The organism is Terriglobia bacterium, assembly GCA_020072565.1.
GTDB lineage: Bacteria > Acidobacteriota > UBA6911 > UBA6911 > UBA6911 > JAFNAG01.
Genome location: JAIQGI010000069.1, coordinates 1 through 23,539 on the forward strand (window position 1 = coordinate 1; position 23,539 = coordinate 23,539).

At 60.9% G+C, this 23,539-nt stretch carries 19 protein-coding genes and 1 pseudogene; 17 read left to right on the forward strand and 3 right to left on the reverse strand.

The genetic code is table 11. The annotated features are described in order from the left end of the window. The first annotated feature begins 337 nt into the window (after positions 1-337). The 7 genes and pseudogenes from LAP85_26615 to LAP85_26645 all read left to right on the forward strand — a co-directional run bounded on the left by LAP85_26615 (position 338) and on the right by LAP85_26645 (position 8,861). Positions 338-580 (forward strand): hypothetical protein, encoded by a 243-nt coding sequence (locus tag LAP85_26615; GenBank protein MBZ5499987.1) that lies wholly within the window; start codon positions 338-340, stop codon positions 578-580. A gap of 384 nt (positions 581-964) precedes the next feature. Further along, positions 965-1,524 (forward strand): annotated as a pseudogene (locus tag LAP85_26620) (hypothetical protein). 42 nt (positions 1,525-1,566) lie between these two features. After that, positions 1,567-2,370, forward strand: a complete 804-nt coding sequence (locus LAP85_26625) for a methyltransferase domain-containing protein (protein ID MBZ5499988.1) — start codon at positions 1,567-1,569, stop codon at positions 2,368-2,370. Positions 2,371-2,759: 389 nt separating this feature from the next. Further along, on the forward strand, positions 2,760-5,399 hold the full coding sequence (locus tag LAP85_26630) for a serine/threonine protein kinase (protein MBZ5499989.1): 2,640 nt from the start codon (positions 2,760-2,762) through the stop codon (positions 5,397-5,399). Positions 5,400-5,718: 319 nt separating this feature from the next. Continuing rightward, positions 5,719-8,094: a TonB-dependent receptor gene (locus tag LAP85_26635; GenBank protein ID MBZ5499990.1), complete on the forward strand. Its 2,376-nt coding sequence runs from the start codon at positions 5,719-5,721 to the stop codon at positions 8,092-8,094. Between the two features lie 127 nt (positions 8,095-8,221). Then, on the forward strand, positions 8,222-8,452 hold the full coding sequence (locus tag LAP85_26640) for a DUF6364 family protein (GenBank protein ID MBZ5499991.1): 231 nt from the start codon (positions 8,222-8,224) through the stop codon (positions 8,450-8,452). Next, a complete protein-coding gene (locus LAP85_26645; protein MBZ5499992.1) occupies positions 8,442-8,861 on the forward strand; it encodes a PIN domain-containing protein in 420 nt (139 codons plus the stop codon). Before LAP85_26640 ends, LAP85_26645 begins: the two co-directional genes overlap by 11 nt. Before the next feature lie 133 nt (positions 8,862-8,994). Here the strand turns inward: LAP85_26645 and LAP85_26650 are convergent, their stop codons facing one another. Next, a complete protein-coding gene (locus tag LAP85_26650; GenBank protein MBZ5499993.1) occupies positions 8,995-10,914 on the reverse strand; it encodes an amidase in 1,920 nt (639 codons plus the stop codon). A gap of 664 nt (positions 10,915-11,578) precedes the next feature. Between LAP85_26650 and LAP85_26655 the strand changes: the two genes are divergently transcribed. From LAP85_26655 to LAP85_26680, 6 genes are all read left to right on the forward strand, one after another. Next, complete coding sequence (locus tag LAP85_26655; protein ID MBZ5499994.1) at positions 11,579-11,743, forward strand: hypothetical protein; 165 nt, start codon at positions 11,579-11,581, stop codon at positions 11,741-11,743. Between the two features lie 8 nt (positions 11,744-11,751). After that, positions 11,752-12,018 carry a hypothetical protein gene (locus LAP85_26660; protein MBZ5499995.1) on the forward strand — a complete coding sequence of 89 codons (267 nt, stop codon included), beginning with the start codon at positions 11,752-11,754 and terminating at the stop codon, positions 12,016-12,018. Positions 12,019-12,292: 274 nt separating this feature from the next. Next, on the forward strand, positions 12,293-14,473 hold the full coding sequence (locus tag LAP85_26665) for a S9 family peptidase (protein MBZ5499996.1): 2,181 nt from the start codon (positions 12,293-12,295) through the stop codon (positions 14,471-14,473). Between the two features lie 371 nt (positions 14,474-14,844). Next, on the forward strand, positions 14,845-15,924 hold the full coding sequence (locus tag LAP85_26670) for a tetratricopeptide repeat protein (protein ID MBZ5499997.1): 1,080 nt from the start codon (positions 14,845-14,847) through the stop codon (positions 15,922-15,924). After that, complete coding sequence (locus LAP85_26675) at positions 15,875-16,180, forward strand: hypothetical protein (protein ID MBZ5499998.1); 306 nt, start codon at positions 15,875-15,877, stop codon at positions 16,178-16,180. The genes LAP85_26670 and LAP85_26675 overlap by 50 nt, the downstream gene beginning before the upstream one ends. Next, on the forward strand, positions 16,177-17,034 hold the full coding sequence (locus LAP85_26680) for a VWA domain-containing protein (protein ID MBZ5499999.1): 858 nt from the start codon (positions 16,177-16,179) through the stop codon (positions 17,032-17,034). Before LAP85_26675 ends, LAP85_26680 begins: the two co-directional genes overlap by 4 nt. Positions 17,035-17,419: 385 nt before the next feature. Here the strand turns inward: LAP85_26680 and LAP85_26685 are convergent, their stop codons facing one another. Then, positions 17,420-17,794 (reverse strand): transposase, encoded by a 375-nt coding sequence (locus tag LAP85_26685; GenBank protein ID MBZ5500000.1) that lies wholly within the window; start codon positions 17,792-17,794, stop codon positions 17,420-17,422. Between the two features lie 327 nt (positions 17,795-18,121). Between LAP85_26685 and LAP85_26690 the strand changes: the two genes are divergently transcribed. From LAP85_26690 to LAP85_26705, 4 genes are all read left to right on the forward strand, one after another. After that, positions 18,122-20,422 (forward strand): hypothetical protein, encoded by a 2,301-nt coding sequence (locus LAP85_26690; protein MBZ5500001.1) that lies wholly within the window; start codon positions 18,122-18,124, stop codon positions 20,420-20,422. 597 nt (positions 20,423-21,019) lie between these two features. Next, the gene (locus LAP85_26695) at positions 21,020-21,586 is read left to right on the forward strand and encodes a sigma-70 family RNA polymerase sigma factor (GenBank protein ID MBZ5500002.1); all 567 of its coding nucleotides are present in this window, start codon (positions 21,020-21,022) and stop codon (positions 21,584-21,586) included. After that, positions 21,587-22,033, forward strand: a complete 447-nt coding sequence (locus LAP85_26700) for a hypothetical protein (protein MBZ5500003.1) — start codon at positions 21,587-21,589, stop codon at positions 22,031-22,033. Further along, positions 22,030-23,292: a hypothetical protein gene (locus LAP85_26705; protein MBZ5500004.1), complete on the forward strand. Its 1,263-nt coding sequence runs from the start codon at positions 22,030-22,032 to the stop codon at positions 23,290-23,292. Before LAP85_26700 ends, LAP85_26705 begins: the two co-directional genes overlap by 4 nt. Positions 23,293-23,304: 12 nt before the next feature. Here the strand turns inward: LAP85_26705 and LAP85_26710 are convergent. Then, a partial coding sequence (locus LAP85_26710) for a hypothetical protein (protein ID MBZ5500005.1) occupies positions 23,305-23,539 on the reverse strand: 235 nt, incomplete at its 5' end.

Genomic DNA, 23,539 nt, shown 5'->3' on the forward strand with positions numbered 1-23,539 from the left:
GATCGCTCGCCCGGCGGGGCGCGGCGGCGGACGCTCGGGCCGGTGCCACAGCTTCAGGTGGCGCAGGATCCTTTCAATCACCGGGCCGTCGCCGATCAGGCTGATGATCTTAAGGGCGCCGGAGCAGCGGGGGCAGACCAGCGGGTCCGCTTCGTACACTTTCTTGATCAACCGGGTCCACGAGCGACGGCAGCATCATGGCCGCCATCATCACCACCCACATCCCGATGAACGAGGCGGCGGCATCGACTAGCTCGGGCTCGGAGTCGGGATCTCCTCCGGGGCCAATTTCCTGGGAGCCCTCAAGATCCAGAACGACCTCGGCAGGGATGCCGTCGTGGTCACGATTTTCTCCGACGACAACAAGAAGTACCTCAGCACGGATCTCTTGCGCTCGGAGCAGGTGAAGGCGGGATTTCTTGCCCCCGATGTCAGATTATCGGGAGTCCAGGCGTTCAAGCGGCTATGCCAGACCTGCTGCAATCCGGACGAATGTATGGACGCATGTGCCCCGGATTTTGAGAACGAAATGGCCCTGCCCTCCTGCCCGCGAAGGCAGACCCACCCGATCACGGTCTAACAAGAACCGCAGGTGCGCGGCCGACCGTGCACCTGCGGTATCGAGAAGGGTAGCCTTTCATAGACCAACGATCTCGCCAGCCTTAGAAGCCCATTGCAGGAACGATCGAGCGGGTCGCCCGACAGCTGACGTTCGCGCCGTGATCAGGCCTGAAAGGCCGGCATTGAATCAGGCTTGTCCACAATAGGTCTGAAATATTGGGGTCACCGCGTCAATCCAGGCCCGACGAGCCGGCATCGAATCAGGCTTGTCCAAATTAGGTCCGGAAAGATGGCTGGGGTCACCACATCCGCCCAGCCATGGGAACGGTTGAAAAACATGAATCACGATCTGGCTTCCGGTTAATATAATGTGCGGTGAAACATCGGCCGGCGGCCTTCGATCATGCCTGAACTCCCGGATATCCTCATCTATCTCGAACACCTCCACGCGCGTGTGTTGGGCCAGCGCATCGAGATGATACGTGTGGCCAGTCCGTTTCTGGTGCGCACCTATCACCCGCCCTCCTGAGAGAAAATCACACCCTCAAGCGCGCGCTGACCGATCCCCGCATCTTCAGCGGCATCGGCAACGCCTATTCGGACGAGATCCTGCATCGCGCCCGCCTTTCCCCGCTGAAACGCACCGATCAGCTTGATGACGATGAAGTCGCGCGGCTCCATCAGGCCGTACAGGAAACGCTGCGGTCATGGATCGACCGGTTGCGCCGCGAAACCGGATCCGTATTTCCGGAGAAGGTTACCGCCTTCCAGACGGGAATGGCGGTGCATGGCCGTTATCAAAAGCCCTGCCCGAATTGCGGCGCACCGGTCCAAAGGATCGTATACGCGGAAAACGAGACCAATTACTGTCCGAATTGTCAGACGGGCGGCAGGTTATTGGCTGATCGCGGTCTCTCACGCCTGTTGAGAAACGACTGGCCCCGCAGCCTGGACGATCTCGAGGAACTCAAAAGGGCGGCTCGGGAACGAAATCGCACTGTGCCGATACCCGCTGCCACGGAAACGGCAGCGGCGCCGGATCGAAACCCGGCAGCGCGCTTTTCCAATCGGGTCGACAATTATGTGCGCTACCGGCCTGATTATCCGGATGAGATCCTGGACTGCCTCGTCAAGGAAGCGGGACTCACGCCCGCCTGGGTGATTGCCGATGTCGGTTCGGGGACAGGCATTCTGTCCGCTAAGTTCTTGAAGTGCGGGAATGTCGTGTACGCCGTAGAACCCAATGACGAGATGCGCGCGGCCGCAGAGAAGCGGTTACGCGGGCACGCCGGTTTCATCAGCATCAAGGCAGCCGCAGAAGCAACCTCGCTGCCTGCGGACTCGGTGGATCTGATCGTTGCCGGACAGGCTTTCCATTGGTTCGACCAGGAGCGGACGCGGGCGGAATTCCTCAGGATTCTGAAGTCTCCAGGATGGGTCGCGCTGGTGTGGAACACCCGCAAGACGGACAGCTCTCCTTTTTTCCGCGATTATGAACGGCTGCTGCAAACCTTCGCCCTCGATTACCGGCAGGTCGATCACCGCAACGTCACGGCAGAGTCGTTGCGCGGCTTCTCGCCTCTCCTGCAAAAGCGCACATTCCCCAACGCCCGGGATCTCGATTTCGAAAGTCTCAAAGGTAATCTGCTTTCTGCCTCGTATGCCCCGCTGCCGGGCCACCCGAACTTCGAGCCCATGATGGCGGAACTCGAACGCATTTTTTCACGCCATGAAAATGGCGGCATCGTGCGCGTCGAATACGAAACCGAACTTTACTTCGGCCGGCTCCAGAAATTCGTCAATGGGTAGGGGCGACCGGCCGCTCACCCGCGAAGCGATGAGCTGCCTCAGAGTCCGGCCTCGGGACCCGTCGAAGTGGTAGATCGTGCATAAATGCGGATGATTGCGAGTGGAAGCCGCGCAGACGAGTGACAGTTCCTGCCGAAAACCTGCAAGCTCAAACCTGTTGACTTTCATGCGGGCGGCCAGGAATATGGGTGCCGTAGCCTTGCTGCTTCCAACTCATGAGTATGGACCTGGAACGGAGAACCTCGATGAGGTGCCCGTCCTGTGGCGGGGCGTTATCGCCGTCTCATAGATTCTGTCCATCCTGCGGCGCGCCCCTGAGCTCACCTTCGCAAATGCCTACTGGAAAGGCAGACTCGCCTTCCACGCCCGCGGCCGATGCGGGGGCGCCGATGATTTCATCTCCGGTCGGCCGCCTGATTTCCTCCGGCCCCATGCCCGCCGGCGGATTCACCCCCGGCATGGTTCTCTCCGGCCGGTACCGCATCATCGGGTTGCTCGGGCGCGGCGGCATGGGCGAGGTCTACCGCGCCGACGATCTGAAGCTGGGGCAGCCGGTGGCGCTGAAGTTCCTACCCAAGGGATTGGTCGACGATCCCGTCCGGCGCGAGCGCTTTTATGCCGAGGTGCGCATCGCCCGGCAGGTCTCGCATCCTAACATCTGCCGCGTCTACGATATCTCCGAACTCGACGGCCGGCATTTCCTCACCATGGAGTACATCGACGGCGAGGACCTCGCGTCGCTCTTGAAGCGCATCGGCAACCTGCACGGGACGAAGGCGCTCGACGTCGCCCGGCAATTGTGCGCTGGGCTGGCGGCGGCGCACAACAAGGGGGTCCTGCATCGGGACCTGAAGCCGGCGAACGTGATGATCGACGGCCGCGGCCACGTGCGCATCACCGACTTCGGCCTGGCCGTGGCGGCAGGGGAAGAGGTCCCGGCCGGGGACGTCTCGGGCACGCCTGCCTACATGGCGCCGGAGCAGTTCGCAGGCAAGGGCGCCTCGGTGCAAAGCGACATCTACGCTCTGGGCCTCGTGCTCTATGAGCTGTACACGGGCCGGCGCGCCTTCGATGCGAAGTCATTGGCGGAGCTGCGGGCGAAGAAGGAGGGCGCGCCGCCGGCTGCTCCCTCGGAGATTACCAGCGATATCGATCCAATCGTTGAGCGGGTCATCCTGCGCTGCATCGAGATAGATCCGCGCCAGCGCCCGGGTTCGGCCGTGCAGGTGGCGGCCGCGCTCCCCGGCGGTGATCCGCTCGCAGCGGCGCTGGCCGCGGGCGAGACGCCATCTCCAGAGATGGTAGCAGCGTCGGGAAGCACGGAAGGACTCCGCCCTTGGGTAGCCTGGTCCTGCCTGGCCTTCGTGATCGTGGGCATCGGCGCGGCAGTATTGCTGGGCCGGCAAGCCCTGCTCTTTCAGCGCGTGCCGGTAGACAAGCCGCCGGAAGTACTCGTCGAGCGGGCTCGAGACATTCTGAAGATTGCCGGTTACACAGAACCCCTCGTTGACAGCGCATACGGCTTTGAATCGAACGCTCAGTTTTACAATCCGCAGAAGCCGGATTCGTCGGCCAAGCCCTGGGACCATCCGCCTGCATTCACGATCCAATTCTGGTACCGACAGTCCCCGACCTACCTTGAACATTGGAGCCCTGGGCAGATCAAGTCTGAAAATGTCCGGGGTGGAGTCGATTTCATAGATCCTCCCATGCTTCCTGGTGAGGCGGTGGTCTGGCTGGATTCGCGCGGCAACCTGACTCATCTGCGCGTGATCCCCCGGGAAGCGGACACATTGCCCGACGGGTCGCAGCCGCCCGACTGGGCTGCGCTTTTTGGGGCGGCCGGCATCGACCCCGCGCAATTCACGCCGGAAGCACCTAAGATGACTCCGCCGGTATACGCGGATGCGCGCGCCGCGTGGACGGGAGTGCTGCCGGATCTTCCCCAGGAGTCGATACGCATTGAAGCGGCTGCGCGCCATGGCCGGCCTGTTTCGTGGCGCCTGATCGCACCCTCCTGGGACGACCCTTCGGCCCGCCGAATCCTTTCATCGGGATCTGTGGGAAGCACTCCCAGTATAACAATATTCTTTGTCTGCTTTTTTCTCGTGTGTCTTGTGGGGGGCGTGCTGCTGGCCCGGCGCAACCTGTGCATGGGTCGTGGCGACCGGCGCGGGGCCGTTCGCCTGGCGTGGTTTGCCTTCGTCATGACCGAAATCGCGTGGGTCTTTGCCGAACATCATGTGCCGACGGCTGGAGAGCTAAGCCGGTTCGTCATGTCCGCCGGGGATGCTCTGTTCTGGAGCGGCGCGCTCTGGCTTGTGTATATTGCCCTGGAGCCATTCATCCGGCGCCGGTGGCCCGGTGCGCTGGTTGCCTGGAACCGTCTTCTTGCGGGGAGCCTTAGGGATCCTCTGGTCGGCCGTGACCTGCTGGCCGGTTGTGTGGCGGGCGTCGTATGGGTGATGCTCAATTATCTCAGATACCCTGTTGCAGCATGGTTCGGCGCCCCACAGGTGCAGCCCTGGGCCGGTCTCGGAATGGGGACGCTATATCTCTTGTCTGGCGTTCATGCAATCATCGCCGGCCTCTCAGGCCTGGTGATCCATTGCTTGATATTTGCTTTTATTTCTCTGTTCGCTCTTTTTCTGCTCCGGCTCCTGCTTAAGAGAACGTGGGGGGCAGCAGTCGGGTATATCGCGATATTTATGGCCTTGAATGGTGCCGGCTGGAACTCGTTGCCGATCGAACTGATCTTCATGGTGCTGCTTTTCTCCGTTTACGTGTTCATTCAGTTGCGTTTTGGCGTCGTGGCACTCGCGGCGGCATACCTATTTGCATCTATACTATTCGGCTTTCCAATTACCATGCACCCGTCAGCCTGGTATTCAGGGATTGGGCTTATCGGACTTGGCCTCTTGCTCGCCTTGACGCTTTACGCCTTCCGCACCTCCCTCGGCGGCCGGCCCATCTTCGGCCGCACCACCCTCGAGGACTATGCGAATATCAATGACCGGCACGAATGGTAATTAAACGGTTCTTCGCGAGATTGCTTATTTCCCCTCCTGGACTTCGACCTGGACGTGGACATGAACGGATAAGGGGGCGATCTGGTATGTGCTACGTCTGGTAAGTCTACGCCGGACAAGACCGTCCATGTCCACGCCGAGGTCCAAGTCCAGGTCCAGGCTCTTCATCCGGTTTTTCGATATGGCCTGCAAATGTCGTGACAGGAACTAATTGAACGCCATTCGTGATAGACTGGCTCCATCGCATCTGAGCATGCTGCAGCCGTGGCAGATTCACTCTGAATGTCCCACAGTTATGGACGTGAAACGGGAGGATCGCATGGTTCGAGCAGTGGCAAAGCCCGCTCTCTTCTCTCTGCCCCTGATTCTGTTTTTTGCGTCGATCGCCGCAGCTCAGGCGCCGACGACCGGAGGCTTGACAGGCACGGTGAAAGATCCATCCGGTGCGGTAGTCCCGGGAGCGGAAGTCAAGGCGAAGAATGCCCGGACAGGATCCGAATTCAGAGCCGTCGCAAACGAAACTGGCGTCTGGACCATTCCTGCCGTCCCAAGCGGGAACTACGCAGTCACCGTGAACGCGCCCGGTTTTCTGACAGCCACCGTGAAGGAAATATCGGTGGACGCCGGCGCCCAGGCGCCGGTGAATTTTACCTTGGAGATCGGCCTCAGAAACGAGGTCGTAGTCACGGCCTCGAAGTTCGAGGAGGAAGTTGTGAACGCGCCCGCCGCGGCGACGGTCATCCCGCAGGAGACGATGCGGGACTCGCCGTCCAAAAACGTGGCGGAGGTGCTGCGCTCCGTGCCCGGGATGAACGTCATACAGGCATCAGCGCGCCAATTCTCCGTCACCAGCCGCTCCGCGAGCGGAGTGCTGCCTAGCTCCCAGCTCGTGCTGATCGACGGGCGCACGATCTATATCGATTATCTCGGCGCTGCCGACTGGGAATTCGTGCCGACAGGCCTCGACGAAATCGATCAGGTTGAGGTAATCCGCGGGCCGGCGTCGGCGGTTTGGGGCACCTATGCCTTGAACGGTGTCGTCAATATCGTCACCAAACGGCCGCGCGAGATGCTCGGGACGACGCTCTCACTTGGAATGGGGACATTCGACCGTTCGGGCGGGGCCGCCGACAGCAACAGAGGCTCTCAATATTACTTGAGTGCCGCGCACGCCCAGGCCTTGAACGATCGCTGGGCATTCAAGATCACCGCCGGCGCCTCCACACAGGATGCGTTCGCTCAGCCGCAGGGCGCCATCCCGAATCCCTATCTGACACCCTATCCCCCGTATCCAAACGCGGGCGCGACTCAGTCGAAGTTGAACGTGCGGCTCGATCATGACCTGCCAGATGGGAAGCAGCACTATACATTCGCGGGCGGCTATGCCGCAGGCAGCGGGATTTATTATTCCGGTATGGGTCCCAGCAAGGCCGACGCCAGCGACAAAGCCGGTTACGGAAAGGCGGATTACGTCCGTGGCGCACTGAGGGTCACGGGCTATGTCAATACTTTCAGCGCCAGGGATACTTATTTACTGTTTGTCGACCCCGCCGGACAACCGTTACGATGGCAGCCCAGAGCCCAGATTTACCACGTCGAGTTCGGGAACTCCCGCATGCTGGGGGCGAAACATCTGATCAGCTACGGCGGCAGTTTCCGCCACATGGAGGTCAAAGCACCGCAGATGCCGGGAGTCAGACGGCACGATGAAGGGGGCGCCTATTTCCAGGACGAGATCCTCCTCTCCGATCACTTCCGCTGGGTCACCGGGGTGCGTATCGACAAGTTCGATAATCTGAAGGGCGCAATCCTATCACCCCGCACGACATTCATGATCAAGCCGACAGCGGGCCAGACCTTCCGCATCTCGTACAATCGGGCGTACGTTGCTCCGTGGACCCAGCTTAACTACTTTCAGGACACCGGGATGTCCGGGATCGACCTCGGCCTGATCGACCCGCAGCTCGCGGGCAACTATTTTAGTTTCCCGCTGCGTGTGTCGGGCAACGGGGACCTCAAGGAACAGTCGCTCAATGCCTACGAGGTCGGCTACACCGCAATGGTGGCCCGGGGCCGGGCCAGCCTTGGCGCCGCGTTCTACGTCAACGACAGCAAGGGCGATTTTTACTGGTTGCAGACCGTTTCGTACGCATCGGACAACCCGCCGCCGGGCTGGCCGCTGCCTCCGTTTGTGCTGGACGCACTGATTGCCGCCAATGCCATGGGGCCCGGCAAGGGTTTGCCGGCGCTCATTGCCACCCAGAACGCCGGCAAGGTCAGAAACAAGGGACTCGAGCTCAGCGCCGACGTGCGTCTCAATCGCTACCTCGGCGGTTCAGCCAACTATTCGTGGCAAGCCAAGCCGGTGGCAAACGAAATCGGCCTTTGGGGCATCAACCTCCAGCCCGCGCACCGCTTCAACGCAGGCCTGAACCTGGACTATAAGCGCCATCTGGGCCGTGTGTCTGTCGGCTATGTGGGCAGCGCCTATTGGAATGACGTGATTAACACGATTTACAGCGGTCCTACCAAGGCCTACACCGTGGTCAACGCCAGCGGCGGTATAAGTTGGCGCGCCGGCAAATACATGACCATGTTGAAAGTGTCCAACGTGGCCAACTCGCCGATCCAAAACCACGTGTGGGGCGACATCCTCAAGCGCCAGATCTCCGGCGAACTCAGGGTGCGCTTCTGACGAGCGTTGGGGTACGTTCATCCACAACCACCGCCGCGTTGGTTCAGGCCGGTATTGGATGCCAAGTACTGTGGCAGGAGCTTGACGGTTCTTGACCCTCAACACAGTTACACATATACTGTGTGTCATGAAGAACATCACTTTAAGTATCGACGAACAAGTGTTGGCGACGGTGCGGCGCTATGCAGCTGAGCGCGAATCCTCGGTGAACGGCCTGGTCCGCGAGTTTCTTACTGGCATCGCCAAGAGCGAAGATCGCGCGCGCGCTGCGCGCCGGCGGATTCGAGAACTGAGCAAGAAATCCAAGGGGCGCATTGGAAGCCTCTCCTGGAAGCGTGAGAGCCTGCATGACCGTTGACTCTTTCCTGGATACGAACATCCTGGTATACGCGGCCGCGGGCTTTGGCCCGGAGCTGCCGAAGCGCAAGCGCGCGCTGGATTTGATCGAAAACGAGAATTTCGGTCTGTCCGCTCAAGTGCTGCAGGAATTTTATGTGACGGTGGTACGGAAAATCCAGGTTCCATTGTCTCCAGTGGCGGCGATGGAATGGATTGAGCAACTGGAATCTTTCCCGTGTCTCCCGGTCGATTCGGGATTCGTCAAGATTGCCATCGAGACGAGCGTGCGTCATAGGCTCGCATACTGGGACGCCGCCATTCTAACTGCCGCTGAGATTCTGGGCGCCAAAATCCTGTACAGCGAGGACCTCAATCATGGCCAACAATACGGCCCGGTTCGAGTCTGCAATCCGTTCCGGCCTCGCTGAAATCACCAGGGGAGGCAGCTCCATCGCTATGAATGTCTGGCCGGCTTCGGGCATAGCGCTGTCTGCCGTTGCGCGTTCAGTTGCGTGCGATCGGTTTCGTGCCTGTCCCCGATTATCCCGATCCCGACGACTGCTACGCGGTTAATGACGGGTGGCGGTCCTTCCATTCGGTCGCCTGCTCGAATGCCAGGGCGATGCGGCAGATCGTCGCTTCTTCGTACAGCCGTCCGGTCAGCATGAGAGGTCGCGGCAGGCCGCCGATGAAGCCGCACTTCAGCGCGATCGCCGGATGCCCGGTGAGATTCGTCGCGCCGAGGGTGCCGCCCGTGCCGGGTTCGAGGAGCGCGTCGTACTTCGACATGAAGTCGTCGAACAGCCGCAGGAGGAGCGTGCGCGCGCGCATCGCCTGGATGTATTCGACCGCCGGCACGAGCCGCGCCTGGCGGAATGTGTTCGGCCAGGAGCTGCGGGACGTCGCGGGTGCCATGAGCTTATTGATGTCGCCTGATCGAGTGGCGGCGTCGAACGAGGCGCCCGACTCGGTCTCGAGGATGAAGCCGATCGCATTGGAAATCTGGTTGATTTCGGGCGGCACGTCGATGGGCACGAGCTTCGCGCCGAGCTTGCGGTAGACCTCGAGAACATCGTCGTACATTTTCTTGATCTCGGCACCCTGTGCGGCTTGTGCCGCCTGTGCCTCCGGCGTCATTGCGCCGCGTCCGCCCCGCGCGGCGGCGTCCCCGCGCGCTCCAGCCGCAACTCCAGCCGCACCTGCCGCGCCCGCTGCTGCACCCGCGCCGGCCGCAGCCCCAGCGGGCGCAGCGGCTGCCGGTCCGCGACCGCCGCCACGCTGGCCGGCGTTCTCGAACGCGGTCTTCGCATACGCGATCGTGTAGCCCGAAAGCGGCGCGAGCGGATCCCACCGGAACGCGGCGTCGGCAACGCTGCCGTCACGCTTGTCCGGCCCGTAGATGGAGTTGAATACGACGACGCAGTCCTCGACGTACCGGCACAGGGGGCCGACCTTGTCCATTGTCGTCGACAGCGCCATCGCGCCGTAACGGCTGATGCGGCCGTACGTCGGGCGCAGTCCGACGACGCCGTTCACCGATGTGGGCGACATGATGGAACCGCGGGTCTCGGTGCCGATGCCGAACCCGACGCACCCGGCGGCGGTCGCCGATCCCGGCCCGGCCGACGATCCGCTCGATCCCGACGAGGCCTTCCTGGGATCGGGCTGCCACGGGTTGTTCGTTCGGCCGCCGAACCACTGGTCGCCCTGCGCGAGCGCGCCGAGTGTCAGCTTCGCGACCAGCACGGCCCCCGCATCCCGCAGCCTCTCGACGATGGTGGCGTCATAATCGAAAACCTGATCGACATACGGTTCGCCCCCCCAGGTAGTCTTGATGCCTTTGGTGGCGAACAGGTCTTTCGCGCCCCAGGGAATGCCGTGGAGCGGGCCTTTATATTTGCCGGCGGCGATGGCGCGGTCGGCTTCGGCAGCCTGTTTGAGGGCAAGGTCCTCGGTGAGCGTCACATAGAAATTGAGAATCGGCTGATACTTCTTCAGGCGCGACAAATACATGTTGGTAAGCTCGGTCGACGTGACCAGCTTGCGTTCGATGAGCGTGGCCAGCCTCGTGACCGGCCAGAACGCGACGTCCTCGAGATTGGCCGGGCGCTTCAACGCTTGCGTCGGTTTGGAGTATTTGATCGCCGCGCCGGGCGTCGCCGGGCCCTTCGTTTCTTTGCCCGGGAGCGAAGGCTTGAACACGTAGGCCGGCTCGGTGTCCTGAGGAATGTTGAGCTGGCGAAGGCGGTTGTAGTTGTTGAGGTTTGAATTCGCGCCGCGAACTGCTGCCGTTTCTTCCTCGGGCGTGAATTTGACGCCGTCGAGAACCTCGGCCGCCTTGATCGTGTCAGCGGTCACCGGCCCGGCATTTTGCGGGGCCTGTCCCTGCGCCCACGCTTTCGGCGCCACCGCGCCGGCCACCGCTACCGGCACAGCTTTCAGGAAATTGCGACGTGAATTGCGAACCTTGCCTGCGCCCATATGTGCCTCCGTAAAAAATTCGCAGATTGAGTCATTAACCATGGCCTTCGTGCTGTGCGGGTCAGAATATCACGAGTCGGATTGGAGCCAATGCAGAATTCTCCCCGCAGGTGCGACCGGCAGTTCCTTCTTACCGTCGCCACAAAGTAGAGGCGACCGGCAGGTCGCCCGCAATCCGAAAAGACGGATGTCAAAAATCGAAATCAATGACCATCCAATTCATTGGGCATGCCCGGCGTCAGTACCGGCCATGCCATCCCGATCGTGCCACCTGTAAGCGAAGAAGTCAGGATGCCCGCATTTCCCTCCGGATCTAAATGATAGGGAGTTGTTTTGGAGCGGGTCGGTGGGGATGGTGCACCTGGCCTGGAAGCGTCTCGAAAATATCCCCGATTTCGGATGGGAGGCAGCTGCCGCGTCCTTGAAAGGGGGCCCCAGGAGGGGAGACGGGGAGGGGGAGCGGGTCGGGACGTCCCGACCCGCTCCCCCTCCCCGGGCCCGCGCTGATTTCGGGCACACTCAAGGCAAGGGCGGCCGTCTTGAAAGCACATGAGCCCGGGACCGCCTCAGCCGGCCGCGTCCGGCGATCTGCTCATCGTATTGGATCGCTCGCCCGGCGGGGCGCGGCGGCGGACGCTCGGGCCGGTCCCACAGAAAAGCCCGGATGGAGCCAATTCTGCATAATCTCGACCAGGCGCGGCGCGATCTTTTCCCGCGCGAGCAGCGCCTTGACGAGCTTGTGACGGAACAGCTCCATGATACGGACCGGATCCGGGTACGAGACGGGGACAAACGAGCCTTCCGGGGAGACAAGGCCGTCAGACTATGAAGATGAGGATGAAACCGTGTGGGATCGTCACCGTAGCACTGCAGCGAGGCGATCATGCCGGGCAGCGAGCGGCGATCGCCGGCTGCATCCTGAAAGAGCTCCTTGACCGAGGCGTAGAAACACTGGCTCAACAGGCCGAGCAGCTTGCGGTCGTACTTGAAGCAGAGGCACAGCATTTTGGGAATCGTGACGAGGTACTGGCGTACGGGGAGATCGCCCCAAAGGTCTTCGTCGACGTGCTCGGCAAAGAGCAGGGCGCGCTTCTGATGGCATGAAGGGCAGAAACACCTTCGGCGGCAAGCGCATTCATTCGGGCGACGAAGCCGCATCCCGGGAAATAACACTTGCTGCCTGTGTGGGCCTGGACTCAGCGATTCATGCCATCACAATCAGGCTGATCTGCCTTTCGATCGGTGGTATTTTAGGCCTGCCGATTCGTGCCATATCAAACCATGCGCCAGGTGTGGGAGCGGCGATGTCCCGCCGCGGCAGTCGTGCCACGGCGCCACCGCCGCAGTCCGCCGGCTGCACCCTGAAAGGAGTCTCGCCGTGCCTAATAGGATGGGTCTACTAACGAATGTGCGTCTTCGCTCCTGGAGGTCTGCGATACTGCTCTGTGCCGTCGCCGCCGCGGGAATCGGGTTTTCCCCAGCCCGGTCTGTGCCGATGTCGCGACAGGGTACGGCGGCCCGCGGCGCGGGGCGCGCGCTCACGATAGAGGACTATTACCGGATCAAGACCATCGGATCTCCCGAACTCTCTCCCGACGGCCGCTGGGTTGCGTTTACCGTCGGCACACGCATCGAGGAGACCAACGGCAACAGGAGCGAGGTCTGGCTTGTCGCTGCCGATGCGTCGTCCCCGGAACGCCGGGTGAGCGCCGAGGGCGCCGATTCGAGTGGGCCGCAGTGGACCGACGACAATCGCCTTCGGTTCAGCGCCGGCGGGCGCTCGTACCTCGTTGATCCGGGTGCGCCGGACAAGATTACAGAGACCGCAGCCGCCGCGCCGGGCGGAGGAAGAGGCGGCGGCCGCGGCGGCGCCGGGCGTGGCGGCGGTGCAGCACCGACTACGTCCCCCGACGGCAAGTGGGTCGCGGCGGTGCGCAACACTCCTCCGGCGAAGCGCGACCCCGTCTTTGAATCCGATTTTGCCAGAAGGCATGAGGAGCGCTTCAAGGGATTCGAAATCGACTGGCTGGATTACAAGCGCGACGGCGCGCCCTGGCCGGTGCCGAATCGTGTGGATCCGAACGTGACCCCGCCGCAGGAAGTCTTTCTTACCGCGGCCGACAAAACGGAGAAACAGCTCACGCGGCTGGGGCTCCGGCCTGCCGGCCTGCAGTGGAACAAAGACGGCACGGAACTCCTTTTCACCGCCGACTCGGGATACCGCAATGAAAGGGCCTACGGACGCAGCGACGTCTGGGCCGTCACGCTCGACGGCCGCACCCGGACACTCACTTCGAATCCCGCTTATTCCTATGCAAACGCGCGCTACTCGCCCGATGGGCGCCTGATCCTGGCGACGCGCGATTTTGCGCTCGACATGGTCATCGCCAAAAAGCTTGACCACGGCGGCCCCGTGGATCTCATTGTGATGCCTGCGGCCGGCGGCCAAGAGAGGAATCTCACTGCAGATTGGGACTACCTCCCCGCTGGCCCGCAATGGAGCCCCGACGGCAAGTATGTCTACTTCACGGGCGGCGTGGGCGGCACTACGCATCTCTTCCGCGTCCCCGCGGCTGGAGGCGCGGTCGAGCAGGTTACCAGGGGAGAGCGGCGCATCGGCGGGCTTTCCTTCGATCGCAACATGACGAAGATGGCATACACCGTCGGCCGTTTTGAAGCTCCGTCCGAGATCTTCATAGCCAATATCGACGGCTCCGGGGGAAAGCAGCTTACGCACATCTTTGATCCGCTTGTTGCCGAAGTCGCATTCAGCCGCGCGGAGCGGTTGAACTTCAAGAGCGCGGACGGCACGCCGGTCGAAGGCTGGCTCCTCTATCCGTACGGCTACCGCCCGAAAGGCGGGCTCTACCCGCTCATCGTCAGCAATCACGGCGGGCCGCACAGCGCGGTCGGATATGGATTCGATTTCAAGAGCCAGTACTTCGCGGCCAACGGATATTTTGTCCTCGAGGTGAATTTTCGAAGCTCGACCGGCTATGGTGAGAAGTTCCTCTGGGCTACGTGGGGATCCTGGGGCACGAAAGACGGGCAGGATGTGATGGCCGGGATTGACTATGCCGTCAAGAATTATCCGGTTGGCGCCAACCGCGTCGCCACCATCGGGCACTCTTACGGCGGCTTCATGAGCAACTGGCTGATCACGCAGTACCCGGACCGTTTCGCGGCCGCCTGCGTGGGCGCCGGGATTTCCAACTGGATCAGCGACTACGGCCTCGCCGACATCGCCCGGACCAAGGAAACGGAGTTTTACGGCACCCCTTGGGATCCGAAGGCGCGTGAAATCATGATCCGCCAGTCACCGCTCACGTACGCCAACCGCGTCAAGGCCGCGACGCTCTTCATCCACGGCGAAGTGGATCACCGTGTGCCCTTTGAAGAGGGGGAGCAGATGTACTTCGCCCTTAAGAAGAATGGCGTGCCCGCAAAAATGATTCAGTACGCCGGCCAGCCGCACGGAATTGCCGGCCACTGGAACCAGGTGCACCGGATGCTTCACGAACGAGCCTGGCTGGACACCTATCTCAAAGGAAGCCGCTGAGAAATTGTCATTTGCTCTTTGCCCTTTGTCATTGGCCATTTTTGATGACTTGCAGCTGGCTGGATTCAATGACAATTGGAAAATGACCGATGATAGATGACAGATCCTGTATTACAGTATCTATGAATTCATGCACTAAGCGGGCCTCGAGATTTAACGCTCCGATCTCTTAGAGCAGGGGCGTATCCAGCGAAACGGTTTAGGTATAAAATACGTCTGCAGTCGAGGCGCACACGTCGCAGTCGACATATTTTTCTTCATCAGCAACTGCAGGGATGGGACTTTCCCGCAGGGGCAACTGCACAACGGCAGCCAATCCTTCTTATCCGTCCGCGCAGCTACCGCGTCGCAGCCGCTCTGCCGGAGGGCAAATGACTGAAGGAGTTGCAGCGCGGATCACGAACGATCCTAAGGGTATCGGCGGCCCGTCCCAGCGAACTATCCTCACTGGTGGGCTAGCCTGCTCATTGGCCGCAAGCCTCATTGTTGTCTTAGCCGGCGGCACAGTGCTGTCAGGCCGCGATGAGCCGGCGCGCTCTCCATCCCAGGGCACACAAGCGGACCGCAACGAGCAATACTGGCTCGACAAACTGGAGAAGTGGCGGACCGCGATTGCGCAACATAGCCCTGGAATGTTGGATGAGGCAGTCAATACGATCAGCCGCTGGTCGGTGAGCGACTTGAGGGGCGTGGTTGACCAGGTCAAAGAGCTGGCACGATGGGTCGTCGAGTCGAGCTCGCGCGCCACGGGATCGCTGGAACAGCACTGGCTGGGTCTTACGGACGACGAAATACAAAACGGCACTGCGAACCGCGTACTGAAGCGGGGGGCGCTGTTACACACCGACATCGCTCTCCTGGCGTCAGATAGATGGCCACCGCCGTTGGACTACGGCACGACGGAGGTCATGATCATTGACGGCCGCACGGTCGGGCAAACTGGAGGGGTGAACTGGGAACTTGCACGCATGCTGCTCGACTCCGTCTCTCCGAATCCATCAAGCGATGAAATGGTGCGGCAGTGGTATGTAGCCACGACCGCTTACGAACAGAGCTTGCATCAGTGGGGGCAAGCGCAGACCAACCTCAAACGAGCGCTGGCGATTTTCCCTTCGGATGCGAGCATTCTTTTTCTCGATGGGGTGTTGCACGAGGTCTTTGCTGCGCCTGAATCTCAAAACGCACTCCCGCCGCCAGGCGTCCGATTTGCCATTGGCTCCGAGAAAGCGGAACTCGGGCAGGCCCGGTGGTTCTTGCAGCAGGCTCTGAATGCGGCGCCCGGCTTCTCAGAAGCGCATCTGCGGCTTGGGCGCGTGATGGGCCTCCTTGGGAACCACGACGAGGCCGCCGCCGAGCTAAGGAAAGCTGCTGTGGCATTGACGGATCCGCAGCTTCAGTACTATGCCGGCGCTGTTCCTCGGCCACGAACAGGAGGCTCTGGGGCACGATGACGCGGCCCGTGAGCAGTTTGAGCGCGCCGCGATGCTGTATCCGACTGCACAGTCGCCGTTGCTCGCGTTGAGCCACCTTGCAGGCGGTGCGGGTGATCCTGCCGGCATGCTGCCCGCCATGAAACAGGTCCTCACGTTACCGGTCATGGATCCCAAGCGCGAAGATCCGTGGTGGGATTACAACGTCGCGCACGTCCGCAACGCGAGTGAGCTCGTGGCCGAGATGCGCAAAGCGTTTGGAGGACTGCCGAAATGATGCGTAGGGCGCCGGCGTTTCTCGTGGTCTTTGTGCTGGCCGCGGCGCTGTCCGTGACCGCGCAGATCACTATTTCCGTCAAAAGGGAGGAGGTGCGGATCGACGTGCTGGTGACCGACCGCGGCAAGCCGGTGCCTGGACTGAAGTTGGCGGATTTTGAAGTGCTTGACAACGGCGTCCGGCAGCAGATCGAGTTTGCGAAGTTGGAGGAGATTCCCATCAACGCGATCCTGGTGCTCGACATGAGCCAAAGCGTGGCCGGTGAACTGCTCGATAACCTGAGAAACGCGGGGCATGTATTTCTCGACGAGTTAAGGAAGGACGACCGCGCCGCGCTCGTAACCTTCAGCCACGTCGTGGCGCTCGGTTCGACACTCACGAGTGACCCCGGGCGTGTGGAGGCGGCGCTCAGTTCTGTGAGACCGTTCGGCAGGACCTCCCTGATCGACGCCAGCTATGCGGGATTGATCGTCGGAAAGACAGACTTCGGCTGCCCGCTGGTCGTCGTGTTCAGTGATGGCCTCGACACTTCGAGCTGGTTGACAGGCGACGCAGTACTCGACACGCCCAAACGCAGTGATGCGGTTGTCTACGCCGTGTCAGCTGGCCGGCTGCCGAACATGACATTTCTTCGTGATCTTACCGGACTCACAGGCGGCTCCCTCCTCGAGGTCGAATCGACCAAAAACCTCAGTGCAGTCTTTCTCAGCATCCTTGAAGAATTCCGCCAGCGGTATCTGGTGACCTACGAGCCCAGCGGCGTCTCAAGGGAAGGCTGGCACAACCTCAAGGTACGCATCAAAGGACGCAAGTTTTCGATCAGGGCTCGTCCTGGCTACCTTGTCGGTCGCTAGGCAGATTCTGTCGCGAAACTCAGTCGCCGAGAAATTCCATATGGGTCCGGGCTTCAGTTTTTGCGCCCGCATTTCGACCGGTGAATGATAGGGAATTGTTTTGGAGCGGGTCGGTGGGGATGGTGCACCTGGCCTGGAAGCATCTCGAAAATATCCCCGATTTCGGATGGGAAGCAGCTGCCGCGTCCTTGAAAGGGGGCCCCAGGAGGGGAGACGGGGAGGGGGAGCGGGTCGGGACGTTCCGACTCGCTCCCCCTCCCCGGGCCCGCGCTGATTTCGGGCACACTCAAGGCAAGGGCGGCCGTCTTGAAAGCACATGAGCCCGGGACCGCCTCAGGAGGCCGCGTCCGGCCACTGGCCGGCCTTGTCAAGGCCGGCGATCTGCTCATCGTATTGGATCGCTCGCCCGGCGGGGCGCGGCGGCGGACGCTCGGGCCGGTCCCACAGAAAAGCCCGGATGGACCCAATTCTGCATAATCTCGACTAGGCGCGGCGCGATCTTTTCCCGCGCGAGCAGCGCCTTGACGAGCTTGTGACGGAACAGCTCCATGATACGGACCGGATCCGGGTACGAGACGGGGACAAAGGAGCCTTCCGGGGAGACAAGGCCGTCGGTGACCAGACTATGAAGATGAGGATGAAACCGTGTGGGATCGTCACCGTAGCACTGCAGCGAGGCGATCATGCCGGGCAGCGAGCGGCGATCGCCGGCTGCATGCTGAAAGAGCTCCTTGACCGAGGCGTAGAAACACTGGCTCAACAGGGCGAGCAGCTTGCGGTCGTACTTGAAGCAGAGGCGCAGAGTTTTTCAAGGGGCAGAAAACCCGTCAACGCCCTGCCGGGATCCGTTTGCATGAGGCCTTTGCACCAGCCGTCGAAAAGATTGTGGAAGAACGTAAACAGGTGGTAAGGTTGTGGACACCCAATTCGTATTAGACAATGTGTGTCTGCATCTTTTCCTCACGGGGGGTATTGGCCGATGCGTGCCATCATCCTTGAAATTGCGCGTTGCGCCCGGGTATCAGCGCTCTTATTGTGTATCGCGACTCCCGGCTTGGCCCAACAACAGCCGCCCGCAGATTCTCCCATGGCGGCTTATGGGCGCATCCGCGCCTTCGAACTTAACGGCGCTGCCTTCAATGTGGAGAACTTGGTCCTGAAACGGGACCGGGTTCAGATGACCTTCACGGGTTCCTTCTATTTTTCTGCGCCAATCCTGGGTCAGGTTACCGGCGCGGTTTTTCGGGGACAGGGATCTTTCAGCGCCCCGATCCCGCCGGTGCCCTTTGAGCGGGATAATGTCCGGCGGCTGCTCAAAGCGGACAAGGTCGAATCCTCATTTCAGACTGCCGTCATGATCTTCACCGATGACACGTTCCAGCAGGCCAGCGCCGCGCGTGGATCACGCACGCCTTCGGCGTTGGACAACACTCGGGCGGCTACGGAGTTCATCCCCCGGGTTTTGAAGGAAACCGGAGCCAACCTCGCCGCCCGCGCGTTGGCCTCAATCCTGAACCATGAGAATCCGGGATTCTTCTTTGGCGATTTCAGCGGCGGCGAGCGTGGGCGGTTCAATCTGCTGCTCGACTACCAGAACAGGATTCCGGTCGCCAATTTCCAGCTCAACGGCGGTGAAGTCGGCATTATTTATTCCTATCACTCCGAAGTTTTTTACACGGACATCTGGACGGCCTTCTGTGGCCAGGGTGATTATGAACGGGGCATTATCCGTTACTCGGACAGTAATGATCTTGTGGACATCAAAAATTATGTGATGGATCTCGACTTGCGTGAGCCGAAGAAAACGTTGAAGCTGGCAGCGAAGATCGACATGCTGATCCGTGCGCCCCGGCTTCACGTCCTGTCGATGAATATCGGCGAGAGTCTCCCCGAACGAGACAGCGACCGTCTCAAAAAACAGCTGCGCTTGAAGACAGCCCGGGTCAACAGCGCTGCGGCGGAGATGATCCAGGCGGATTGGGAAGGCGGTTTCAGCGTGATACTTCCCACCCCGGCGGCAGCTGGGCAGACGTTGACGGTTGAGGTGGAACTCGAGGGGGACTTCATGAGGGAGGTTGACGGCCTTCCCAATTGCTATTACCCCTATTCCAACGAGGCGTGGTTCCCACGTCACGGGTATCTCCAACGTTCCACGTACGACCTCACTTTCCACCATAGAAAAGAGGTGCGCATCGCCGCAACAGGCGCCCGGGTTCAGGAGGAAGCCGATCCGGCCTCCAGAGAATATTTGGTGACTCGGTATCGGATGGAGCAGCCTGTGGCCCTCGCTGTTTTCGCCGTGGGTCCGTTTGAGCGGCACCAGGCGCAGGTCAAATGGGAGGGCGGAGGCCAGACGCCGATGGAATTCAACTCGCTCCCCGGCTCGATCATGGCGGTAAACGAGAACTTCATGCTTTCCGAACTGGACAACGCCATAAGATATTTCACTGCACTCTTCGGCAAATACCCGTACTCCACCTTCGGCGCTGCCATTCATCCGTTCGGCTGCGGCCAGGGTTTTGCGACCATGCTGATGCTGCCGCCGGCCGGGACCAGCAGCAAGAATACCTTCTCGTTCATATCCCACGAAACATCCCATCAGTGGTGGGGCAACATCGTGGCGTGGCGCTCATATCGGGACCAGTGGCTGAGCGAGGGATTTGCGAAATACTCCGGAATCCTCTACACAGGCAAGCGCGACAGTGCCAAGGCCGCACAGGATCTCGTCAATGCGTGCCGGGAATCGCTGAAGAAACCCCCGCGTACTACGACAGGGGTGGGGGACATGCGCCTTAATGACGTGGGCCCGATTATCCTCGGGCACCGGCTCGAAAGCACCCAAACTGCAGGCAGTTACTCGGCCCTGATCTACAACAAGGGCGCACTGGTCCTACGCATGCTGCACTTTCTTTTCATCGACCCCACAAACGGCAATGGGCAAGCCTTCTTTGACATGATGGCGGACTTCGTCAATAAATTCCGCGGCAAGGCTGCCTCCACAGACGATTTCCGCGCCGCTGCCAACGAACATTTTGCCGGGACTCCAGCTGCAAAAAGGACCGGCCTGCGTGACCTGAACTGGTTCTTCGATCAGTGGGTGTATCAGACCGCACTCCCCTCCTATCGCCTCGAGTATGTCATCGAGGATCAACCGGATGGAACCGCCATGCTTCGGGGCACGATCTTCCAGGAAAATGCGCCGGAAAACTGGCGGATGATCTTGCCCCTGGTTTTTTCGTTCGGAAACAATCAAAGTGGCACGGCTGACATCATGGTATCAGGCGCACAGAGTCCGGTAGCGCTCAAACTACCGCGCCACCCGGCCAAGGTGGAACTCGATCCGGATGCGTGGGTCCTGTCCGAAAAGACTTCGACCCGAAGCCGATGATCGAAAGCCGTGCCCCAGTCGCTCAGCACCCTATCCCACCGACGATAAAATGCGAATAATTGCGCACGCGCTGCCCAAAAGCCAAGTGCCCATTTTGGTTTGGTGACAGCGAAACCCACGCATTATGAAAGGGCGCCGCGGTTGCAACGTGGTCGGCTGTCGGTCCGACAGCCGCTGTGGCTCTGCCCCAGGCCCCGGGATTCTTTGAGGCATGACTCCGGTGTTCGCTCTGCAAAAGCAAAAGCCTGCAGCGATTTCCGTTGCTAGAGGCCCGGTGGCGGATTGCCGCACCGTCGGTCTGGTTCTCCCTTGTCAGGTTGCGTCCCCGCAGAGCCTGACTCCGTTTCGCCAGACAGCAAGGAGTGCACAAACGTACCTTTTGGGAACATCGGGGTAATAATAGTATAGGCGCCAAGTTAGACTCGAGATCGGATCACGAGGTTGCTTCACGCAGCTGACCGACGGGAAGAGCGGCGGCGTGGCCGAAGAGGGCGGAGGTTCTTCTCAGAAGGTGCCGGACGGGCGCGGCTTCGCGCATAGCCTCAATCCAGAGCTATTTTAATTCGTACTGGCCGGCAGTCTCCCGGGCATGTACTCATGAACGATGCAGAACTGATCCGTCGTGCAAGAGAAGGGGAGGAAACAGCGTTTCTCCTGCTTTACGAGCGCTATCGCAAGGGGATCTATAGCTATGCGTTGCGGCTGCTTGGCTCAAACGCTGCCGCCGAGGATATCATGCACGATTGTTTCGCGTCCGTGATACGAAACTTTTCGCGTTTTGACCCTGGGCGCGCGTCGTTACGGACCTATCTGTATGCAGCCGCGCACAACTTGGCGCGAAAATATCTGCGCGATCCCGACAACGACGCTGCCGAGGAATTGCCGGTCGATCTTCCGGGGCCAACGGGTCCATTGGACCAGCTCCTGGACAACGAGCTATGCGAAGTGGTGAAGTCCGCGGTAGGCAGCCTCCCGGCCAGGCAGAGAGAGGTGCTTGTGCTGGCTGAATACGAAGAGCTCCCACTGGCTGAGGTCGCTGTGATCGTTGGCGCCGATCTTGGATCGGTCAAGGCGCGCCTTCATCGCGCCCGGACAAACCTCAGGAGACTGCTCACGCCCTACTTCAACGGAAATTCCGATCCGCAAAACGTGGAGGAATTGTAAATGGGAAGGAACTTCAAAGAGCTTCTGAATGAATGGCGGATACCCGATCCGCCGGCTGGACTGGACACGCGCATGGCTGCCACGTACGAAAAAATGCGGTTCCGCCGGATGCCCGTCTGGTTGAGGCCGGTGCGGCTGCCGGCGCCTGTGCTTGCGTTGCTGCTGATACTGCAGGCGGCGTCGATGGCGGTCATCGGGCACTTCCTCTACTCAGCCAGTCCTGCGCCGATTTTGTCGATGCCTGAGAAGGTCATTACAGTCCCTGTGGTTCGGGAAAAGGTTGTGACCCAGATCGTTTATCTGCCGGCGGTTTCTGCCGGCAGTTCAAGGGAGCGTGCGTCGCATGCCACGGCTGCGCTGGAGAACGAAGATCAGCCGATGGAGCTGACCGGCTTCCGCCCGGTAGCTCAACTTCAGTTACACGTTATCAAAGGAGATCAAAAATGAGCGTGAAATTGCGCGGATTCTTGATCCTGAGTATGGCCCTCGCGACCTCGGCATGGGGATTTCAGCAACCTGCTCCGACGCGAGGCGGAGGCGGTGGATTTGGGGGTGCCGGAACAGGATCTCTCGTTACATTCAACAACATCCTCGTGTCGTTCAGGTCCATTCTGAGTTCCGAAGGCGATCGACGAGTCGTTCACGCCCGCACCTACGTCGGTGCTGACGCGATCCAGAGGGTCATCTTCAATGCCGACGGTTCGCTCTTCTTTGGCTACGATCTTGTGGTCGGAGCAGTGCCGAATTCCAACCAGTTCCTGGTTACGGTGAAGGGGCTCAGTCCCGAGAGCCTGCAGAAATTTGAGTCCGGCATCCCAGGCGCAATCGCAGGTGGACGTGGCGGCGGTGGCGTGGGCGCTCGCGGTGTCAGCGGCGGCGGAGGAGCGCTGGGCGGAGAGCCCCCTGCCAGGACACGGATCGATTCCGCTCCGGTTCAACCCAACGTGACGTTTTTGCCCTCCCAGTACCCGAAATCCCAGCAGGTGTCGGAGGGCGACATCCTTTCCATGGATATCCTCTCCAATCCGGAGACCGGCAGCAAGATTTCCGACATCATCAAGGTGGCTTCCACGCACCGGATCATGATGCAGAACCCATCCTCGACCGGCGTGCAGGCGAGTGTCGTTCCGGATACCTCGAATATATGGGCATTCGGATTCGATGTGGTTGTCGACGGCAAGCTGACCGCCTCGGCTGGCACCGGCGGATGCAACGGCAAACTCGTCTATTTCTCGCTCAAGCCGCAACAGCGGTATATCATGTCCACGCAGCCTTGGGAAGGCTACGATTTCAGCCTCGCCGGCACGATCGCCGGAAATTCCATCAAGTTTACGTGGGGCGGAAGCACCTATGAGTTGCTCTGCAGCGAGCCGGTTCTCGAGGGCGGAGCCAGCGCTCCTCTGTGGCTCCTCGTGGATGCCGGGCCGGCAACTCCGGAAGAGAGGCTGACGGCTGTATTACCTAGTCTCGTCGTGAGCATGGCGCGGTCCGGCGGTGGCGGAGGAGTTGCTGGAGGGGCAGGTGGCGGCGGCAGAGGCGGTGGCGGAGGAGTTGCTGGAGGGGCAGGTGGCGGTGGCAGAGCCGTCGGAGGTGGCACAAGCGGCGGAGGTTCCCTGGGTGACATCGGCCCAATCGGAGTAGTGATTACTCCGCGTGTCAGCTGCGGTGCAGCCAACCATATAGAATCGCTCATCCCTAAAAAATAGCTTCACTGGGCCCTATCCATTGGCGCATGCCCAAGCTCCAACGTTCCCGATCGGACTCAACGGATACGGCCCCTGGCCGGCCTTGTCAAGGCCGGCGATCTGCTCATCGTATTGGATCGCTCGCCCGGCGGGGCGCGGCGGCGGACGCTCGGGCCGGTGCCACAGCTTCAGGTGGCGCAGGATCCTTTCAATCACCGGGCCGTCGCCGATCAGGCTGATGATCTTAAGGGCGCCGGAGCAGCGGGGG

Bases quoted from the DNA above. Each gene is read 5' to 3' on its own strand.
- LAP85_26630 (MBZ5499989.1), top strand. From the start codon at position 2,760: ATGATTTCATCTCCGGTCGGCCGCCTGATTTCCTCCGGCCCCATGCCC.
- LAP85_26635 (MBZ5499990.1), top strand. From the start codon at position 5,719: ATGGTTCGAGCAGTGGCAAAGCCCGCTCTCTTCTCTCTGCCCCTGATT.
- LAP85_26640 (MBZ5499991.1), top strand. From the start codon at position 8,222: ATGAAGAACATCACTTTAAGTATCGACGAACAAGTGTTGGCGACGGTG.
- LAP85_26645 (MBZ5499992.1), top strand. From the start codon at position 8,442: ATGACCGTTGACTCTTTCCTGGATACGAACATCCTGGTATACGCGGCC.
- LAP85_26650 (MBZ5499993.1), bottom strand. From the start codon at position 10,914: ATGGGCGCAGGCAAGGTTCGCAATTCACGTCGCAATTTCCTGAAAGCT.
- LAP85_26655 (MBZ5499994.1), top strand. From the start codon at position 11,579: ATGGAGCCAATTCTGCATAATCTCGACCAGGCGCGGCGCGATCTTTTC.
- LAP85_26660 (MBZ5499995.1), top strand. From the start codon at position 11,752: ATGAAACCGTGTGGGATCGTCACCGTAGCACTGCAGCGAGGCGATCAT.
- LAP85_26670 (MBZ5499997.1), top strand. From the start codon at position 14,845: ATGACTGAAGGAGTTGCAGCGCGGATCACGAACGATCCTAAGGGTATC.
- LAP85_26675 (MBZ5499998.1), top strand. From the start codon at position 15,875: ATGCCGGCGCTGTTCCTCGGCCACGAACAGGAGGCTCTGGGGCACGAT.
- LAP85_26680 (MBZ5499999.1), top strand. From the start codon at position 16,177: ATGATGCGTAGGGCGCCGGCGTTTCTCGTGGTCTTTGTGCTGGCCGCG.
- LAP85_26690 (MBZ5500001.1), top strand. From the start codon at position 18,122: ATGGCGGCTTATGGGCGCATCCGCGCCTTCGAACTTAACGGCGCTGCC.
- LAP85_26695 (MBZ5500002.1), top strand. From the start codon at position 21,020: ATGAACGATGCAGAACTGATCCGTCGTGCAAGAGAAGGGGAGGAAACA.
- LAP85_26700 (MBZ5500003.1), top strand. From the start codon at position 21,587: ATGGGAAGGAACTTCAAAGAGCTTCTGAATGAATGGCGGATACCCGAT.
- LAP85_26705 (MBZ5500004.1), top strand. From the start codon at position 22,030: ATGAGCGTGAAATTGCGCGGATTCTTGATCCTGAGTATGGCCCTCGCG.